This window comes from Parapedobacter lycopersici, assembly GCF_024643285.1.
In the GTDB taxonomy this organism is placed as follows: domain Bacteria; phylum Bacteroidota; class Bacteroidia; order Sphingobacteriales; family Sphingobacteriaceae; genus Parapedobacter; species Parapedobacter lycopersici.
The window spans coordinates 110,730-126,846 of record NZ_JAMSLW010000007.1 but is presented as its reverse complement, the minus strand read 5'-3'; the positions used below and the strand labels follow the sequence as shown (position 1 = coordinate 126,846).

Genomic DNA, 16,117 nt, shown 5'->3' with positions numbered 1-16,117 from the left:
TCTTAAATGATATTGTGTAGCTTTAGGCCACTAACCAACCACAATGAATCGAATATCCCTGATCCGGCTTCTGATCAAGAAGCATAAGCTAAACAATTACCTGGAGATTGGCGTGTTCAACGGCAAAGTATTGTTCCGTGTGAAAGCCACCTTTAAAATTGCCGTCGATCCGGCATTTAAATTTGATGCCCTTCGGAAGCTGGGCAAGACCTTCCTGAACCCTTACAACCTCTTTAACCGGTATTTCCGGAAAACCAGCGACCGGTTTTTCGCGGAGGATGCCCCCGCTCTTTTTGCACATCGGAAAATAGGCATTGCGCTGGTCGATGGCATGCACGAGTATCAGTTTGCGCTGCGTGATGTGGAAAATACTTTGCGTTACCTGGACGATAACGGGGTGATTATTATGCATGACTGTAACCCGCTTACCCCGGAAGCAGCGGGTTCGTTCGAAGCATGGAAGGCCCGTGATTTCACCGGTCAGTGGAACGGTGATGTCTGGAAAGCCATCCTTTACCTCCGGAGTACCCGGCCGGATGTCCACGTCTTTGTGCTGGATTGCGACCATGGCCTTGGTGTGATTACGAAAGGTACACCGGAATCGATGCTGTCTTATACACCAGAAGAAATTGCCGACTTTACTTATGCGGATTTCGATCGTTCGCGAAGGGAGTGGCTGAACCTGAAGCCGGCCGGACATGCCCACTCGTTTTTTGGTATTTGATTGCTGCCGGCCGCCCGGTTATAACCGGACTATCGTATGTCCCTCGGCAGCGATAGCGTCCAGTACCAGCCGGTTGATGTCAGCGAGTTCAATTTGCCGACCCTGTCGCTGCATCAGCTCCCGCAGATGCTCACGGGAACCCATAACGGCCGCCCGGTAACGCCTGTAGGCAGTAAAGCTATCCCAGATCCAGGTCTTGCCCGCAAGGAGCTTGGGCAGCACGTCAAAACAGACCAGTTGGATACTGAACCCGGTGCCGGGGACTCCCCGCCGGTGGATGGCATTCAGTATAAATTTATTGCGGTAATAGATTTTTTTGATTTCCTGCCTGCAGTGCTTGGCCTTGATGGTGGAAGCGCCGAGGTGTGTGCAGGTTGACCCGAAATCATAGTAGCAGGCCCAGCCCATCCGCCATGCCCGAAGGCTGAGGTCCGTGTCTTCGGAGTAAAAGGGAGAAAAGATTTCGTCGAACCCGCCTAACAGCCGGATCCGGTCGGTCCGGACCAGGGCATTGGCCCCCGAAAGCTGCACCGTGGGTACGGGTTTTCCGGGCGTGGTGGTTTTAAAGAAACGTTTGGTATTGATCCGGTACCGGTATTTTTTCAGCAGCCGGCCAGCATTACCAGTTGTGCCGGTTGTCGCGTCGATGATCTGGCCAGCAACACCGAACGTATTTTCATGCATAAAGCAGGGCCACTGATTGGCAAAATAATCGACTGTAAGCTGAATGTCCGAATTCAGCAACAGCAGCAATTCGTGCTGCGCTGCCGCAATACCGCGGTTACAGGTAACGGAAAAGCCCCGGTTCACCGGATTTTCCAGTAACCGGATATCCGGATAGCACCCCCGGAGGAACGATACCGAGTCGTCGGTGGAGCAGTCATCCACCACAATGATTTCAAATGGGATGCCTGCATTTTCCAGTGCTGCATAGGTATAGGGCAGGTGCTTTTCCAGAAGCTGACGCCCATTATAATTCGGAATAAGTACCGAGATGCTTTTCTTTTCGTCCGCCATGCGTGTCCTGGTTAGTGGGTCATCGTCAGCGCGAATATAAGAAAATGTTGATTTTACGCCGAAATGATTTCCTGATACAGCGTTACCCACTGGTCGGCCAGCGTATGATCTTCGAACTGGCGCACGTGTTCCAATCCACCCGCTATCACCTCCCGCCGCAGTGCGGTATCTGTCAGCAGGGTGCTAATGGCGTGTCGGATTTCTTCCACATCATCCGGCGAGATATACCAGGTATGCGGACCACCGGCCTCGGGAAAGCAACCGCCCCGCGTGGTAATAACCGGTGTCCCGGCCGATAAAGCCTCAATGATGGGAATACCGAATCCCTCAAACAACGAAGGGTAAATAAACAAGCTGGTGGCCTGGTACAGCATGGCCAGCTCTGCCGTGGATGCGCCGTGGATAAACGTTACCTGGCTCGTTAACCCATGCTGCTGCACATATGCTTTCACATCGTTGGCATACGGCGTGGTGGCCCGGCCGACGATAACCAGGTGTACATCGGTACCTTCCAGCGCTTTTATGACTGAAAGCACGTTTTTACGAGGCTCGATTGTCCCTACATTCAGGATAAAGTCTTGGGGAAGCCGGTATTTGCGTATGACGTCGGCCTGGCCGGAGGCATCATGCGGTTGCCGGAATATGGGATCACAACCCTGGTAAATAACCTGTATACTGGCTGAATCGATGCCGAGAAACTCCACCAGGTCAGCCCGGGTCTGTGCGCTGATGGCTACGATTTTGTCGGCATTCCGGCAGGCGTGGCGCAATTTCTTCCAGTAAATCTGTCGGTCGAGGGATCGGTACCACTGGGGGTACCGCATAAAAATAAGGTCATGCACCGTGACCACCTGGCGAATGCCCTTCCGACGCAATCCGGCCGGTAATTCACCCGACAGCCCGTGAAACAGGGATATCCCGTCGCATTGCAGGTCGCTGCCAATCCGGCTGCGCCGCCACCACCCCGGGAATTTCCGGTCAAGAAATGTAACTGGTTGCCGCTGGATTACCTGCGCATCATCCGGTAAGTATAATGGCGGGTCCGCTGGCCCTGGGTTATACAACCAGTACCGGTGCTCCGGGTGGAGCGTGCTCAATATCCGGATCAGGTCGCGACCATAGTTGCCCAGCCCCGTCCGATTGTGGAAAATCCGCTTTGCATCGTAACCGATATTCATAACCCCAATGCATTTAAGCGTGAAATAATCAGCTGTGGTTCGATAAGTTCCATGCTGTCCTTGCCATCGCAGATGCAGGGCTTATTGCCATACACTGAACTGGGTCGGTTGGGATGGTCTACCTGGATGCAGTCTTCCATCCGCTGTCCGTACCCCAGGAATCCGGTATAGGGATGCGTGCCGCCCCAAACCGATAATACCCGCACACCCATCAGCGACGCGAGGTGCATACCGGCAGAATCCATGGTCAGCATCAGGTCGAGGTGTGCAATGATATCCAGCTCCTGCTGCAGGGGAAACCGACCAATTAAACTGGTCACCCCGGGATGGCGGATTTCCCAGGCCGCTGCGGCCTGCTGTTCTGTCGCCCCGCCCCCGAAAATAAAAACGTCGTGCCCCTGCTTGGTCAAATAAGCAATCACGGTTTCCATGCGTTCGGGCGGGTAAGTCTTGGCGGCATGCTGGGCAAATGGTGCAATTCCAATCTTGGCGGACTGCGGATCAGCAAACAGTCGCCTTGCCAGCTCAGGAAGCGGGCGCGACTGCTTTTGCAGTTTCGCAGGCAGAGTAAATTCGGGGTATCCGAGTGCCCGGAAAACATCGGCATAGCGCTCAACCGTTGGTTTCAGCGGACGCAGAATCCGTTGTTTGCGGCGTGTCAGCGCCTTTTTTTCTTTGCGGCCCTTATCGATGTGCTGAACAGGAATGCCCCCTAAACGGAAAAATGCCGCTAATATACGGCTACGGATATTGTGGTGCAGGTCGGCCACCGCAAGGGGGCGGTAAGCGGCTAATTCCCGGAACAGCCGATATAAGCCACGTCCGCCACGGTGGTCGGTACCTGGGTGTATTGGATGAAATGTAACGCCCCGGATTCCGGAAAAAAAAGATTGATAGGTCGGCCGGCTCACGAATATAACGGTAATCTGCGGATATTGAGCGCAAAAATCACGGACAACGGCTGCCGCCATCGCCACGTCACCCATCGCCGAAAACCGGAACACGACGATGCTGGCCTGTTCATGCATTGGAGTTGGCCTGGGCATACAGCACCGGATTCAACATCGGATCGTTATACATCTTCATCTGCTTATATACCTTCATGTATTTCCGTCCGGCTTGGATATCTTCCAATAGCTCATCGATGCTGCGGGAGAGGTCCTTGCGCTGCCGGAGCAGCACCATCAGCTTGTCCATGCAGGACGCAATGTGCTGCGGTGAAGCGTCCGTATTCTCGGTTTCTTCCCGCATGTGGTATATTTTCAAGGAGAGGATTGAAAGGCGGTCGAGTGCCCACGCCGGGCTCTCGGTATTGACGCGGGCGTCTTTGCTGGGCTTTACGTGAGTGAAATAGTGTAAATAGAAGCTGTCGATTTCTTCCACGACATCTGTGCGCAGCTGATTGGATTCATCGATCCGGCGTTTCAGCGATAGCCCGACAATGGGATCGATATGCGGATTGCGTATCTCGTCTTCCAAGTGCCATTGTACCGTGTCAATCCAGCATTTTTTATACAATAGGTTTTCCAGCGGGTGATTAAAGTAGGGCCTGATTATAGGCTGGTCCGTCGCGTCGTATACGTGGTAGTCGGCTATGGCCTGCTCGAAAATGTAATTTGCCTTTTCACTGATCATAATCGTTGCGCTAAAATGAACATCGTATCTGCAAGACCGGCTCCGGTCGGACCCGGTTAAACATCGTTTTAGGTATACTACGAAATATGATGCCGAAACGCTACAATGTTAATTCATACTTGCGTGATTAATATATTTATTTAGCTTATTATCAGTGTGTTTTGTTTATTTTGCTGATTGAAAAGAACCTAGCCTCCATTCATTGGGGAATTGGGATTTGTGGACAATGTTGTACACTTTATGTACAATATGATACCCCTGTAACCGGACGGGCTATTTGAATTGCGGGCAAGCGGGGTTATAGCACAGGCATGCGGCAATGCGTTTGTAGGTTATTTCCAGTGTTCTTCTTACGGAGCAGGATTGTCGGCGGCTAGCGTTCGCCAAACAACTCCACAAACGTTTTCTCGAGGGCAAACAACTCGTCACGCAGCTTGGCAGCCTGGAGAAAGTCCATATCCTTGGCGGCCTTTTCCATGCCTTTCCGCACGTTATCTATTGCCTGTTGGAGTTGTGGCTTGCTCATGTACTGCACCAACGGGTCGGCAGCGATACTGGCGGTTGGTTCGGGTTCCACATAGATTTTGGCTTCCCCGCCACGGAAGTCGGCCACGGACGTCTGTTCTAGTATCGCTTCACGGGATTTGCCCACCGTACGCGGCGTAATTCCATGGGCTTCGTTATACCGGATCTGCTTTTCACGGCGGCGGTTGGTTTCATCGATGGTAACGCGCATGCTTTGCGTGATGGAATCCGCATACATGATTACCCGGCCCTTATCGTTACGGGCAGCCCGGCCGATCGTTTGGATCAGGGAACGCTCTGAACGCAGGAACCCTTCCTTATCGGCATCCAGAATGGCCACCAGCGTCACTTCGGGCAGATCGAGCCCTTCCCGCAGGAGGTTGATGCCGACCAGGACATCAAATTCGCCCAGGCGGAGCCCACGCAGGATCTCCACCCGCTCCAGCGTCTTGATTTCTGAATGGATGTAACGCACGCGGATACCCAGTTTGGCCATGTATTTCGTCAACTCTTCGCTCATGCGTTTGGTCAGGGTGGTTACCAATACCCGCCCGCCTTCTTTTGTTACCAGGTCCACCTCATCCAACAGGTCGTCCACCTGTGTGGTGACCGGCCGGATTTCAATCTGCGGATCCAGCAGCCCGGTCGGCCGGATCACCTGTTCTACCACCACGCCTTCCGTCTGCTGCAGTTCATAATCCCCCGGTGTGGCGCTGACGTAGATGGTCTGCGTCACCAGCGACTCAAATTCAGGGAAGTTGAGTGGCCGGTTATCCAGGGCGGCAGGAAGCCGGAAGCCGTGATCCACCAGTGCGATCTTCCGTGAGCGATCGCCGCCGTACATGGCGCGGAGCTGCGGTATGGTTACGTGGCTTTCATCGATCACCATCAGGTAATCTTCGGGGAAATAATCCAGCAGGCAGAATGGGCGCATGCCCGGCTGCCGGCCGTCGAAAAACCGGGAATAGTTTTCAATGCCGCTGCAATATCCCAGTTCGCGCATCATTTCAAGATCATAATTCACCCGTTCCTCCAGCCGCTTGGCTTCCAGTGGTTTTCCATCCAGCAGCAGTTGCTCTTTGCGGAGTTCCAGCTCCTCGCCAATGGCCCACAGCGATTGGGTAAACTTTTCCTTTGGGGTCACAAAGAGGTTAGCCGGGAATAGCGACATGGTCTCCATTTTTTCCAGCGTCTTGCCCGATATCGGATCGATGATGGTCAGCTCGTCAATCTCATCCCCAAAGAAGGAAATCCGGTAGGCCTCATCCATGTATGCGGGAAATACGTCAACCGTATCGCCCTTGACGCGGAATGTGCCCCGCTTGAAATCGGTGGTCGTGCGGGCATAAAGAATCTCCACCAGGCGGTGTAGAAAGGCGTTCCGGCTAATGACGGTCCCTACACCGAACCGGAATACCGACCGGGAGAAATCTTCGGGATTGCCCATACCGTAAATGCAGGATACCGAGGAAACAACAATGACATCACGCCTTCCGGACATGAGTGCCGATGTGGTGCGTAAGCGCAGTTTCTCTATTTCATCATTGATGGCAAGGTCTTTTTCGATGTAGGTGTTCGTCGACGCGATGTATGCCTCGGGCTGGTAGTAGTCGTAATATGAAACAAAGTAGTTGACGGCGTTTTCGGGGAAAAACTGCTTGAACTCACCGTATAGCTGCGCCGCCAGTGTTTTATTGTGACTTAGGATCAATGTCGGCCGCTGGGTTTGTTCGATCAGGTTGGCGACAGTAAACGTTTTGCCCGATCCAGTTACCCCGAGCAGTGTCTGATACAATTCACCTGCATTAACCCCCTCCACCAGCTGGCGGATGGCTTCCGGCTGGTCGCCCGTGGGCACATATTCCGAAGTCAGTTTAAATTTCATAGGTATGGGAAATCGCGATTAAACCAAAAACCATATGGGCGCATAATTGTTTAAGTAATTGCCGGAAAACGCGCCATAATGATCGTTATTTACACACGGCCGCCGGCTGTGTGCGCCGCGGAAGAACAAATGAACGGACAGGTAGCTGGCAGGAACCCGTTCCTCCGCAAGGCAAGATACAAAGATAGCAAAAACAACGAATAGCACCGCCCATGGTCCATGTCTTAACCGAGCAACATACCATTGCCAATCATTTCCTCGCCGAGCTGCGCAGCGTAGCAATACAGTCGGACCGCCTGCGTTTCCGGCGTAACCTGGAACGGCTGGGCGAAGTGCTGGCGTATGAGATCAGTAAGACGCTAACCTATGAACCTACGGAAATTGAAACCCCGTTGGGTACGGCTGAAACCGCCCTGCTTAACGCGCAGCCCGTGCTGGTTGCGGCCATCCGCTCGGGGCTGCCCCTGCACCAGGGTATGCTCCACGTTTTTGACCGTGCCGAATGCGCGTTTATCGCGGCGTACCGCAAGGCGAAGAAGAGCGGTACATTTGAGTTGCGCAGGGAGTACCTGAACACACCCGACCTCACCGGGAAAACGGTAATTGTGGCCGACCCCATGCTGGCCACCGGGAAAACGATGGTGCTGATCTGCCAGGAGCTGCTCGGTGCGTTCCGTATTGACACCCTGCACATCGCTACAGCGATCGCCAGTGAGGAGGGAGTGGCCCATGTACGGGCATTTCTGCCGGAAGCGCACCTGTGGGTCGGCGATATTGACAGTGAACTCACCAGCAAGGCCTATATCGTACCCGGATTAGGCGATGCCGGCGACCTGGCCTACGGGGCAAAGGAGTGACCGAAGGTTAAAGGGGCCGGCAGCCACAGCCACACATGTTAACAACCTCATTGTTGTTAATAAAAACATAACACTAAGTTGTTAATAACAAGCAGCTTTGCGCTTATCTTTATCCTGATTTTGTTCTTTCACCAATTCCCATCTTATGACCTGGAAAAAATTCAGCGGAGAACCTTTGCGCCAACCCATTGCCGATGAGGTATCCAACAGTATCGCCCGTGAATATGCCCTGGGCAACAAACTTAAAGTCTGCATTGGCACCGATTCCCAAGTAAAAAGCGGCACCACCGAGTTTGCTACCGTCATCGTGTTCGTCCGCGAGAAAAAGGGCGGCTTCATGTACATTCATCAGGACCGGACATCCGTTAAAATGACCATCAAGGAGCGTATGCTGGCTGAAGTGCAGCGGTCGATTGAGATTGCGTATCCGCTGTGCGACCTGCTCGACCGTTATAATGTGGACCTGGAGGTGCATGCCGATATCAATACCAATCCCATGTTCAAATCCAATCAGGCACTTCACGATGCCATGGGTTATATCCTCAGCATGGGTTTTGTGTTTAAAGCCAAGCCGGAAGCCTTTGCAAGCTCGGCCTGCGCCAATAAGGTCGTGCAATAGTATTCCCTTAGTACACGACGATCCCGTCGGTAACCCGGACCATGGCCAATGCTCCTGTCCATCGGGCTGGGTACGATGCCGTTACGACAGAATTTGGCTAAAAATATAGGGCAAGCCAGAACTAACGCTTATCTTTACTCCACGTGGCGGTACAGACTCCTGTTGCCATGGCCTATATTAACTAACTTATTAACTAACCAATGAATACCATGCTGATTAAAAGTACTTTGTTTGGCATTTCGCTGCTGCTCGCATCGGCTGCGGAGAGCCGCCCGATGACCACTCCCCCGCCTCCGGCGGATGGCAAACTGCCCGTAATCATCGGCTACGTCGGTGGCTTCAGGGGCCTGGCCGATATCGAAAACGTTGCAGCTAATAAGCTTACTCACATCAACTATGCCTTTGTCAATGTAGTGAATAACCGTGCGGTGCTTACCAATGAGCAGACGGACACCGTTAATTTCCGGAAATTGAGGGCGCTTAAGTTACAGAATCCCGACCTGAAAATACTGATTTCCCTGGGGGGATGGACCTGGAGCGGCAATTTTTCAGATGCGGTGCGCTCCGATACCGCGCGCCGGGCTTTTGCGGCCAGTGCCGTGGATATCATCCGGAAGCATAACCTGGATGGTGTCGACATTGACTGGGAATATCCGGGCCGCCCAGGATATGAGGGTAATGTATACCGGCCGGAGGATAAGGAGAATTTCACAACCATGTTCGCCGAGCTACGGAAGGAGCTGGATGCCCTGGAACGCGAAACCGGTGAGGAGAAATTACTCACCACGGCTGTGGGGGCATTCAGTAGCTTTCTGGAGAGCACGGAGATGGGCCGTGCTGAGCGGTACCTCGATTTCGTAAACCTGATGACATATGATTATTCCGGCCGGACGGCGGGGCACCACACCAACTTATTCGCTTCTGATAAGGCGAACAGCACAAATTCAGCTGATAAAGCCGTTCAGGAGTTTGTGGCGGCGGGCGTACCAGTCGAAAAGCTGGTGATGGGGATCGCGTTTTATGGCCGTAAATATAAACTCCCTGATGACGCCGCACATGGCCTGGGCGACAGTGTGGTATCGCGGCTGTCGGGCGGCGGGTTTACGTTGCTCAAAGACAGCGTGGAAAATCAGCAGGGCTATAAAAAATACCGGGATGCCCAGGCCAAGGCTCCCTATATCTACAATAAGGAAACACAGGAATTTATCACGTATGACGATGAATGGTCAGTACGCAATAAATGTAATTACGTGAAAAAACACGGGATGGCCGGTGTTATGTTCTGGGAATACAGCTCCGACCCGAAAGAATACCTGCTGGATGAGATCAATGCCGCATTGCGGTAAGCCGTTTCGTATTGCGGCACAGGCGCGTTGCGCTGAGGTGCTGCAGTGACGGCAAGCGGCCCGAAGAATTCCTACCTGCCGGTTCAATACGATGTAGTGGGCCGGCAGGTAGGAAATTCAGGGTTTTATAAGATCAGAATCAATACCAGTATGATGATAATGATGGCACCCACGGACAGGTAAACGCCACCAGAGCCCCAGCTGCGCGCCTGCCTGTTCATTTCCCGCAGTTCTTTTCGCAGGGCCCTGCGCTCTTCCTTGCTCAGGCTTGAGCGGTCCATGGCTTTGATCTCGGCTACGCGGGCACGCATCTCGGTTAGTCTTGCGTCAATTTCCGCTTGGGTAAGTTCCGTTTTATTACCCGGGTTTTCTTCCTCCGTTCTGGCCGATGCCGGTGCACTGAATGTAAATGCCAACATCATGACGGCCAGTAAAGCATAAATTTTTGTTTTCATACCCTGACTTGAATTTAATTTATATAAGCAATTAGATAGCAAAGAAAACAAATTGTTTGTAATACGGAAGGAAAAACTATTTTAATCGTTCGAGCACTCCCTTGCGCTTAACCAGGTGTTTGTAGTCCCATTGAATGGTCCGCGCTTTCCCGAGCCATCGCTCCAGGTCGGAAAGATTGACCTCATCCGTTGTATTATAGCAGGCCTCGGCGGCTTTAAAGCTGCCTCCTTTTTGCAGCCGGTCCTCATCAAATGACTGACCACTCCAAAACAGCAGACGGATGCAATTTTTAAGTTTGCTGTATCCAACGATAGGGTTGCCTTCGAGAAACCAGACCGGATGTCCGTGCCAGATCTTGTGTTCAGCATCAGGCAGGTGGCGGCTAATCTCACGGCACAGTAGGTCACAGACTTTCCGGTATTCCGTATCCTGGGTGTCGTTGTAGGCTTGAATAGCGTGAATCATAGCGCTCATTGGTTATCAAGCAAAAGTAGCGATTTTCAATAAGATGAATAAACGCCTTTTATTACACTAAATAGCTTAATTTTGCGGCTTACCCAAAAACGACGTCGCTATGCTTGGACTTAAATTGCTGACTGATCCGCGCTGGGTGGAATGGCTCGATTTCGAAGGGAAGCTGATCCAGTCGTACGGCAGGAAAGAGCAGATTCACGGCTAAGGGGTGCGGAACCCTGTTTCACGATATGCATACTGGAAAGCATCCCATTTATAACCTGCCATTTGCCTTACTCTGCCTCAGCTCACTGCTCTTCTCGACCAGCTTCAATATGCTGATACCGGAATTGCCTGCATACCTGAGCAGTATGGGAGGTGCGGAGTATAAGGGGCTGATCATTGCGCTATTTACCCTTACGGCCGGCATCTCCAGGCCATTCAGTGGCAAGCTGACCGATACGGTGGGACGTGTACCGGTAATGGCCGTTGGGTCCATTGTGTGCTTTATTTGCGGATTTCTATATCCGGTGCTGGGAAGCGTAGCGGGTTTTCTTTTTCTTCGGCTGATCCACGGTTTTTCCACCGGGTTCAAGCCCACGGCAACGGCCGCGTATGTGGCTGATATTGTCCCTCGTGAACGATGGGGTGAGGCAGCCGGTATCCATGGCCTGTGCTTCAGCATGGGCATGGCACTTGGGCCGGCAGTGGGCAGCGCCATCAGTCAGCGCTACTCCCTTGATGTCCTGTTTTACTGCTCGTCGGCCTTTGCCCTGCTTTCCATCGTCATCCTGATGAATATGAAAGAAACATTGCCGAACCGACAGCGTTTCCGGTGGTCGACATTGCGGATATCACGCCACGATGTGGTCGACCTCCGGGTATTGCCGGCAGCCATTGCCACCTTACTGTCCTATGTCGCGTATGGGGTCATCCTCACGTTAATTCCCGATTGGAGCGGGCATTTGGGAATTGCCAACAAGGGACTGTTTTTCGTGGCGTTTACCGTTTCATCCTTACTGATCCGGTTTTTGGCGGGCCGGCTTTCCGATCGTTACGGTCGGATCAGCGTAGTGAAGACCGGTATGGCCATCCTCATTGTGTCACTGTTGATACTGGGAATGGGTAAAAGCATGTTTTGGCTGCTGGTGGGCGCCTCCATTTACGGTGTGGCGACCGGTATTCTTTCTCCTGCACTTAACGCTTGGACCATCGACCTGAGCCATCCGCAGCATCGTGGCAAGGCCATGGCTACCATGTATATTTCGCTGGAAGCGGGTATCGGGCTCGGCGCGCTGGTGGCAGGATGGGTTTACCACGATGAAATACAGCGGATTCCCTATATTATGTATGCTGCCGCGGGTGTGGCCTTTCTGGCACTGATATACCTGCTTAACCGGCGGAGGGGAGGTACATCGCCGACTACCGACGCGTGATGGCCCGTCTGCCTGCAATGCCCGCGGGGCAGTTATTGCATATCAAACAGGTGTTTCTCAGCATGGTAGGAAGAACGCACCAGCGGCCCACTTTCGACGTACTTGAAACCCAGTTGCAATCCTATTTGCTGATAGTATTTAAACTGGTCGGGGGTAATCCACTCAACCACGGGGTGATGGGCCTTGGTAGGCTGCAGGTATTGCCCAAGGGTAAGGATGTGTACGCCGGCGTTGTACAGGTCGGTCATCGCCTCAATGACGTCGGCCTCAGTTTCGCCGAAGCCGAGCATGATGCCCGATTTGGTGCGCAATCCGGCAGCCGAAATACGACTTAGGCATTCAAGACTGCGATCGTATTTGGCCTGTATGCGTACTTCGCGGGTGAGGCGGCGGACGGTTTCGAGGTTGTGTGATACAACTTCGGGACGTACGGCCAGTACGCGGTCGAGGTTATCCCACTGTCCTTTGAAATCGGGAATCAGGGTTTCCAGTGTGGTTTCGGGACTTTCCCGGCGGATGGCATTTACGGTTTCCGCCCAGATGGTCGAGCCGCCATCCCTCAGGTCGTCACGGTCGACTGAGGTGATCACGCAGTGTTTCACCTGCATAAGCTTCACCGATTGCGCCACGCGATTGGGTTCGTCCAGGTCGACTGCAAGGGGTCTGCCGGTAGCCACAGCGCAGAAGGAGCACGATCGCGTACAGATATTGCCCAGGATCATAAACGTGGCTGTCCCTGCGCCCCAGCACTCGCCCATATTGGGGCAATTGCCGCTCTCGCAGATGGTGTGCAGTTTATGCTCGTCGACTAAGCTGCGGACATGTTTGTATGCTTGACCTACAGGAAGTTTGACGCGCAGCCAATCGGGTTTGCGCGGCATTTGATGTGCAGGGATAACCGGTAATTCAATCATAGCAGCAAAGTTAGCGATTATTGCAATCAAAACCGAATGCACCGGTTTCCGGATCGGTGCCTTTTGACACAGGCATGGCGGTTAGGGTGGCGCATGCTGCAAAACAGGACAGCCAAAAGGAACTGAAGGTAAAAACGGCTGACGGTAGTGCTTGCTTTGTGAATCCTTTTCGATAGCTTTGTTGGAGCTTACCTGATAAAAACAGAAAACACATGAATACAAAAAACGTAAAAGCATTTGGTACGGCGGCTCCTGACGCACCATTGAAACCGTTGAATATCCAGCGAAGGGAAGTAACACCGAACGACGTGGAAATCGAAATCCTGTTCTGCGGCATCTGTCATTCCGACCTCCATACCGCCCGGAACGAATGGCATGGCACGGTTTATCCGGCGGTGCTGGGCCATGAAATTGTGGGAAAGGTAACCCGTGTGGGCAATGCCGTTACCAAGTTCCATGTGGGCGATCTCGCGGGGGTTGGTTGCATGGTCGACTCCTGCCGGGTGTGTGATAGCTGCCGGGAAGGCCTGGAGCAATATTGTGAAGAAGGCAACATCCAGACCTATAATGGGGCGGACAAGCATCTGGGGATGCAGACATTCGGTGGTTACTCGGAAAGTATCGTGGTCGATGCGCATTTTGCCCTGCGCATACCGGAAAACCTCGATCTTGCCGCCACCGCCCCGCTGCTGTGCGCCGGCATCACGACCTATTCCCCCCTCAAGCACTGGGGTATCGGGCCGGGCAAAAGGGTTGGTGTCGTGGGGATCGGGGGCCTCGGACATATGGGCGTGAAATTGGCAAAAGCAATGGGTGCCCATGTGGTGGTGTTTACCACCTCTGTAGCCAAGCAGGCCGATGCCCAGCGGCTCGGCGCACACGAAGTGGTGCTGTCTACCGATGAGCAGCAGATGGAACAGCAGCGTGGCCGCCTGGATTTTATACTGGACACCGTTTCGGCTTCGCACGACATTAATGGCTACCTCAGTCTGCTGAAACGCGATGGGACACTGACATTGGTAGGCGCACCCGAACACCCGCTTCCGGTGGCGGCGTTCAGTGTGATTCCGGCCCGGAAGAGCCTGGCGGGATCAACCATCGGCGGTATTGCCGAAACACAGGAGATGCTTGATTTCTGCGGCGAGCACAACATCACGTCTGATATTGAGCTGATTGATATCCGGGGAATTAACGAGGCCTATGAACGCTTGCTGAAAGGCGATGTGCATTATCGCTTTGTTATTGACATGGCATCGCTGAGAAATTAACCGACATACTCATTGACGGGCGACCGATGGGCAAGCCGTCGATTTTGGAACAACTGGATACGGGCAATGAAAAACAGCAATAACCTATCGCCCCGGTTGGCAGCCATTGTGGAGGCGCTCCCTCTGTACCCGGGCATACGTGTACTGGAGATAGGCTGTGGCCCGGGTGTCGCCGCGCGGGAAATCGCTGCCCGTGTTGACCCTGGTTTTGTTTTGGCCATTGATCGCTCCGAGAAGGCTATCCGGCAGGCCATTAAAAGCGCCGGCGCCGAAATTGCGGCCAGTCGGTTGCAGTACCGCCGGGTGGCGGTGGAAGATTTTGACCTGCTACCCGGCGAACAACCTTACGACATCGCCTTTGCCGTGCGCGTCGGAGCGCTGGATGGGCGGCATCCGGAATTGGAGCAGCGTGCGCTTCATCGGATTGCAAAGGCACTCACCGAAACGGGGAAGCTGTTCATAGACGGAGGGACCCCGCTGCGTGAAATACCGCTCCATGTTTACCGGTAGCGCACATAGGACATGGTTTGCACGTTAGCTAAAAACAGATGGCAATAACAGTAGAAAAGAAGAAGACCTGCAGAAATGGACATCAGTTCTATAAAACTTCGGATTGTCCGACCTGTCCGGTGTGTGAAGCGATGGCTAAACCGGAATCGGGTTTTCTATCCCTGCTGGCCGCACCGGCCAGGCGGGCGTTAACGAATCAGGGCATCGCCACGCTGGCGGATTTATCCACCCTTACTGAGAAGGATGTTATGAGCCTGCACGGCATGGGCAAGACATCCATTCCTATCCTGAAAAAGGCACTGGCTGAAAAGGGACTTTCATTCCGGAAATAACCGACTGATCCGTTGTGTTTACGGTGATGCGTATACAATGCGTCGTTCGGTAAACCAATTGCGAGGCCCTGCCAAATGGGGTGCAGCAGGGACCTACGCAAAAGGCTGCACACATGATTCTTTAAATTACCTATTACCGTAAGACCTACGCTTTTTGTATTTAGGCTAACCCTTTCGCAAGCGCAATAGGGCGTTAATTGTATCTATTAGTTAGTGTCTGGTTGTAAAGATAGCAATTTATTTTTAAAATGGTAATTTTAGCGTATAAAAATTCAGCGCGGCGTGTTTTCATTAACTGAGGCTGCTGTGGAGAGAGAATTTCAATTGTCGAAGTGCGACGGCTATGCGGTATACATCCGTGCGGTGGAAGGACGGATGCATGCAGATTGCGGAAAATTTCGTACCTTCGCTCCAACCCACGCCAACTTATGCTTAACCGCTATGGGGCACCCGGCCTCTTTCATGAACAAATTAAAACAATAAATGGCAGATTCATTTAACAAAAAAGAACGAACAAAAAAGAAACTTCAAAGACGGAAAGAAAAAGCCCAGCGCCGTGACGAAAAACGGCAGGAACCTTCCGGCAAAGGAAAAAGCCTGGACGATATGATCGCTTACGTGGATGAAAACGGAAACATCTCATCCACACCGCCGGATCCGAATAAAAAACAGGAGGTCCCCCTGGAAGATATTGTCATCGACGTGCCTAGAGAAGCGCCAGCTGATCCGGATGCACTGCCTACAGGGGTGGTCACGTATTTCGATGCAGCAAAGGGATATGGTTTTATATCCGACCCCGACACGGGTGAACGGGTATTTGTGCACGTAAACCAGCTGACCGAACCCGGGCTAACCCTGACGGTTGGTGATAAGGTGGAGTATACTGCGGTAAAAAGTCCCCGTGGCTGGCAGGCATCCTCTGTACGGAAACTATAAAAACCTAAACGACGCCCCGCCCCCGG

At 52.9% G+C, this 16,117-nt stretch carries 17 protein-coding genes; 9 read left to right on the top strand and 8 right to left on the bottom strand.

Annotated elements, in window-relative coordinates:
- The first annotated feature begins 43 nt into the window (after positions 1-43).
- Complete coding sequence (locus NEV57_RS14865) at positions 44-724, top strand: class I SAM-dependent methyltransferase (RefSeq protein ID WP_257659134.1); 681 nt, start codon at positions 44-46, stop codon at positions 722-724.
- A gap of 18 nt (positions 725-742) precedes the next feature.
- Here the strand turns inward: NEV57_RS14865 and NEV57_RS14860 are convergent, their stop codons facing one another.
- The 5 genes from NEV57_RS14860 to uvrB all read right to left on the bottom strand — a co-directional run bounded on the left by NEV57_RS14860 (position 743) and on the right by uvrB (position 6,964).
- On the bottom strand, positions 743-1,741 hold the full coding sequence (locus tag NEV57_RS14860) for a glycosyltransferase family 2 protein (protein ID WP_257659133.1): 999 nt from the start codon (positions 1,739-1,741) through the stop codon (positions 743-745).
- A gap of 53 nt (positions 1,742-1,794) precedes the next feature.
- Positions 1,795-2,919, bottom strand: a complete 1,125-nt coding sequence (locus NEV57_RS14855; protein ID WP_257659132.1) for a glycosyltransferase family 4 protein — start codon at positions 2,917-2,919, stop codon at positions 1,795-1,797.
- Positions 2,916-3,965 carry a glycosyltransferase family 9 protein gene (locus NEV57_RS14850; protein WP_257659131.1) on the bottom strand — a complete coding sequence of 350 codons (1,050 nt, stop codon included), beginning with the start codon at positions 3,963-3,965 and terminating at the stop codon, positions 2,916-2,918. Before NEV57_RS14850 ends, NEV57_RS14855 begins: the two co-directional genes overlap by 4 nt.
- Positions 3,940-4,554: a DUF4254 domain-containing protein gene (locus NEV57_RS14845; protein ID WP_257659130.1), complete on the bottom strand. Its 615-nt coding sequence runs from the start codon at positions 4,552-4,554 to the stop codon at positions 3,940-3,942. Before NEV57_RS14845 ends, NEV57_RS14850 begins: the two co-directional genes overlap by 26 nt.
- A gap of 373 nt (positions 4,555-4,927) precedes the next feature.
- On the bottom strand, positions 4,928-6,964 hold the full coding sequence (gene uvrB, locus NEV57_RS14840) for an excinuclease ABC subunit UvrB (protein WP_307876457.1): 2,037 nt from the start codon (positions 6,962-6,964) through the stop codon (positions 4,928-4,930).
- Between the two features lie 212 nt (positions 6,965-7,176).
- On the opposite strand from uvrB, the gene upp reads away from it, so the two are divergent.
- From upp to NEV57_RS14825, 3 genes are all read left to right on the top strand, one after another.
- Entirely contained in the window at positions 7,177-7,821 is a 645-nt protein-coding gene (upp, locus tag NEV57_RS14835; protein WP_257659129.1) for a uracil phosphoribosyltransferase, read from the top strand.
- Positions 7,822-7,966: 145 nt separating this feature from the next.
- Positions 7,967-8,440: a ribonuclease H-like YkuK family protein gene (locus NEV57_RS14830; protein WP_257659128.1), complete on the top strand. Its 474-nt coding sequence runs from the start codon at positions 7,967-7,969 to the stop codon at positions 8,438-8,440.
- Positions 8,441-8,649: 209 nt separating this feature from the next.
- Positions 8,650-9,786, top strand: coding sequence for a glycoside hydrolase family 18 protein (locus NEV57_RS14825; RefSeq protein WP_257659127.1), 1,137 nt, complete (start codon positions 8,650-8,652; stop codon positions 9,784-9,786).
- A gap of 125 nt (positions 9,787-9,911) precedes the next feature.
- Here NEV57_RS14825 and NEV57_RS14820 read toward each other — a convergent pair whose 3' ends face one another.
- The gene (locus NEV57_RS14820) at positions 9,912-10,241 is read right to left on the bottom strand and encodes an OmpH/Skp family outer membrane protein (protein ID WP_257659126.1); all 330 of its coding nucleotides are present in this window, start codon (positions 10,239-10,241) and stop codon (positions 9,912-9,914) included.
- 76 nt (positions 10,242-10,317) lie between these two features.
- Positions 10,318-10,707 (bottom strand): DUF1801 domain-containing protein, encoded by a 390-nt coding sequence (locus NEV57_RS14815; protein WP_257659125.1) that lies wholly within the window; start codon positions 10,705-10,707, stop codon positions 10,318-10,320.
- A gap of 239 nt (positions 10,708-10,946) precedes the next feature.
- Here NEV57_RS14815 and NEV57_RS14810 point away from each other — a divergent pair, with 239 nt between their 5' ends.
- Entirely contained in the window at positions 10,947-12,131 is a 1,185-nt protein-coding gene (locus NEV57_RS14810; RefSeq protein ID WP_257659124.1) for an MFS transporter, read from the top strand.
- 32 nt (positions 12,132-12,163) lie between these two features.
- Here NEV57_RS14810 and lipA read toward each other — a convergent pair whose 3' ends face one another.
- The gene (gene lipA / locus NEV57_RS14805) at positions 12,164-13,045 is read right to left on the bottom strand and encodes a lipoyl synthase (RefSeq protein WP_257659123.1); all 882 of its coding nucleotides are present in this window, start codon (positions 13,043-13,045) and stop codon (positions 12,164-12,166) included.
- Between the two features lie 212 nt (positions 13,046-13,257).
- On the opposite strand from lipA, the gene NEV57_RS14800 reads away from it, so the two are divergent.
- The 4 genes from NEV57_RS14800 (at position 13,258) to NEV57_RS14785 (ending at position 16,091) form a co-directional block, all read left to right on the top strand.
- Positions 13,258-14,313 carry an NAD(P)-dependent alcohol dehydrogenase gene (locus NEV57_RS14800; protein WP_257659122.1) on the top strand — a complete coding sequence of 352 codons (1,056 nt, stop codon included), beginning with the start codon at positions 13,258-13,260 and terminating at the stop codon, positions 14,311-14,313.
- A 66-nt stretch (positions 14,314-14,379) separates the two neighbouring features.
- Positions 14,380-14,823 carry a class I SAM-dependent methyltransferase gene (locus NEV57_RS14795; protein WP_257659121.1) on the top strand — a complete coding sequence of 148 codons (444 nt, stop codon included), beginning with the start codon at positions 14,380-14,382 and terminating at the stop codon, positions 14,821-14,823.
- A 38-nt stretch (positions 14,824-14,861) separates the two neighbouring features.
- Positions 14,862-15,155 carry a helix-hairpin-helix domain-containing protein gene (locus NEV57_RS14790; RefSeq protein WP_257659120.1) on the top strand — a complete coding sequence of 98 codons (294 nt, stop codon included), beginning with the start codon at positions 14,862-14,864 and terminating at the stop codon, positions 15,153-15,155.
- A 483-nt stretch (positions 15,156-15,638) separates the two neighbouring features.
- Positions 15,639-16,091 (top strand): cold shock domain-containing protein, encoded by a 453-nt coding sequence (locus NEV57_RS14785; protein ID WP_257659119.1) that lies wholly within the window; start codon positions 15,639-15,641, stop codon positions 16,089-16,091.
- Positions 16,092-16,117 lie beyond the last annotated feature (26 nt).

What these genes read in the sequence shown, in the direction of transcription:
- NEV57_RS14865 (WP_257659134.1), top strand. Translation starts at nt 44, where the DNA reads ATGAATCGAATATCCCTGATCCGGCTTCTGATCAAGAAGCATAAGCTA.
- NEV57_RS14860 (WP_257659133.1), bottom strand. Translation starts at nt 1,741, where the DNA reads ATGGCGGACGAAAAGAAAAGCATCTCGGTACTTATTCCGAATTATAAT.
- NEV57_RS14855 (WP_257659132.1), bottom strand. Translation starts at nt 2,919, where the DNA reads ATGAATATCGGTTACGATGCAAAGCGGATTTTCCACAATCGGACGGGG.
- NEV57_RS14850 (WP_257659131.1), bottom strand. Translation starts at nt 3,965, where the DNA reads ATGCCCAGGCCAACTCCAATGCATGAACAGGCCAGCATCGTCGTGTTC.
- NEV57_RS14845 (WP_257659130.1), bottom strand. Translation starts at nt 4,554, where the DNA reads ATGATCAGTGAAAAGGCAAATTACATTTTCGAGCAGGCCATAGCCGAC.
- uvrB (WP_307876457.1), bottom strand. Translation starts at nt 6,964, where the DNA reads ATGAAATTTAAACTGACTTCGGAATATGTGCCCACGGGCGACCAGCCG.
- upp (WP_257659129.1), top strand. Translation starts at nt 7,177, where the DNA reads ATGGTCCATGTCTTAACCGAGCAACATACCATTGCCAATCATTTCCTC.
- NEV57_RS14830 (WP_257659128.1), top strand. Translation starts at nt 7,967, where the DNA reads ATGACCTGGAAAAAATTCAGCGGAGAACCTTTGCGCCAACCCATTGCC.
- NEV57_RS14825 (WP_257659127.1), top strand. Translation starts at nt 8,650, where the DNA reads ATGCTGATTAAAAGTACTTTGTTTGGCATTTCGCTGCTGCTCGCATCG.
- NEV57_RS14820 (WP_257659126.1), bottom strand. Translation starts at nt 10,241, where the DNA reads ATGAAAACAAAAATTTATGCTTTACTGGCCGTCATGATGTTGGCATTT.
- NEV57_RS14815 (WP_257659125.1), bottom strand. Translation starts at nt 10,707, where the DNA reads ATGATTCACGCTATTCAAGCCTACAACGACACCCAGGATACGGAATAC.
- NEV57_RS14810 (WP_257659124.1), top strand. Translation starts at nt 10,947, where the DNA reads ATGCATACTGGAAAGCATCCCATTTATAACCTGCCATTTGCCTTACTC.
- lipA (WP_257659123.1), bottom strand. Translation starts at nt 13,045, where the DNA reads ATGATTGAATTACCGGTTATCCCTGCACATCAAATGCCGCGCAAACCC.
- NEV57_RS14800 (WP_257659122.1), top strand. Translation starts at nt 13,258, where the DNA reads ATGAATACAAAAAACGTAAAAGCATTTGGTACGGCGGCTCCTGACGCA.
- NEV57_RS14795 (WP_257659121.1), top strand. Translation starts at nt 14,380, where the DNA reads ATGAAAAACAGCAATAACCTATCGCCCCGGTTGGCAGCCATTGTGGAG.
- NEV57_RS14790 (WP_257659120.1), top strand. Translation starts at nt 14,862, where the DNA reads ATGGCAATAACAGTAGAAAAGAAGAAGACCTGCAGAAATGGACATCAG.
- NEV57_RS14785 (WP_257659119.1), top strand. Translation starts at nt 15,639, where the DNA reads ATGGCAGATTCATTTAACAAAAAAGAACGAACAAAAAAGAAACTTCAA.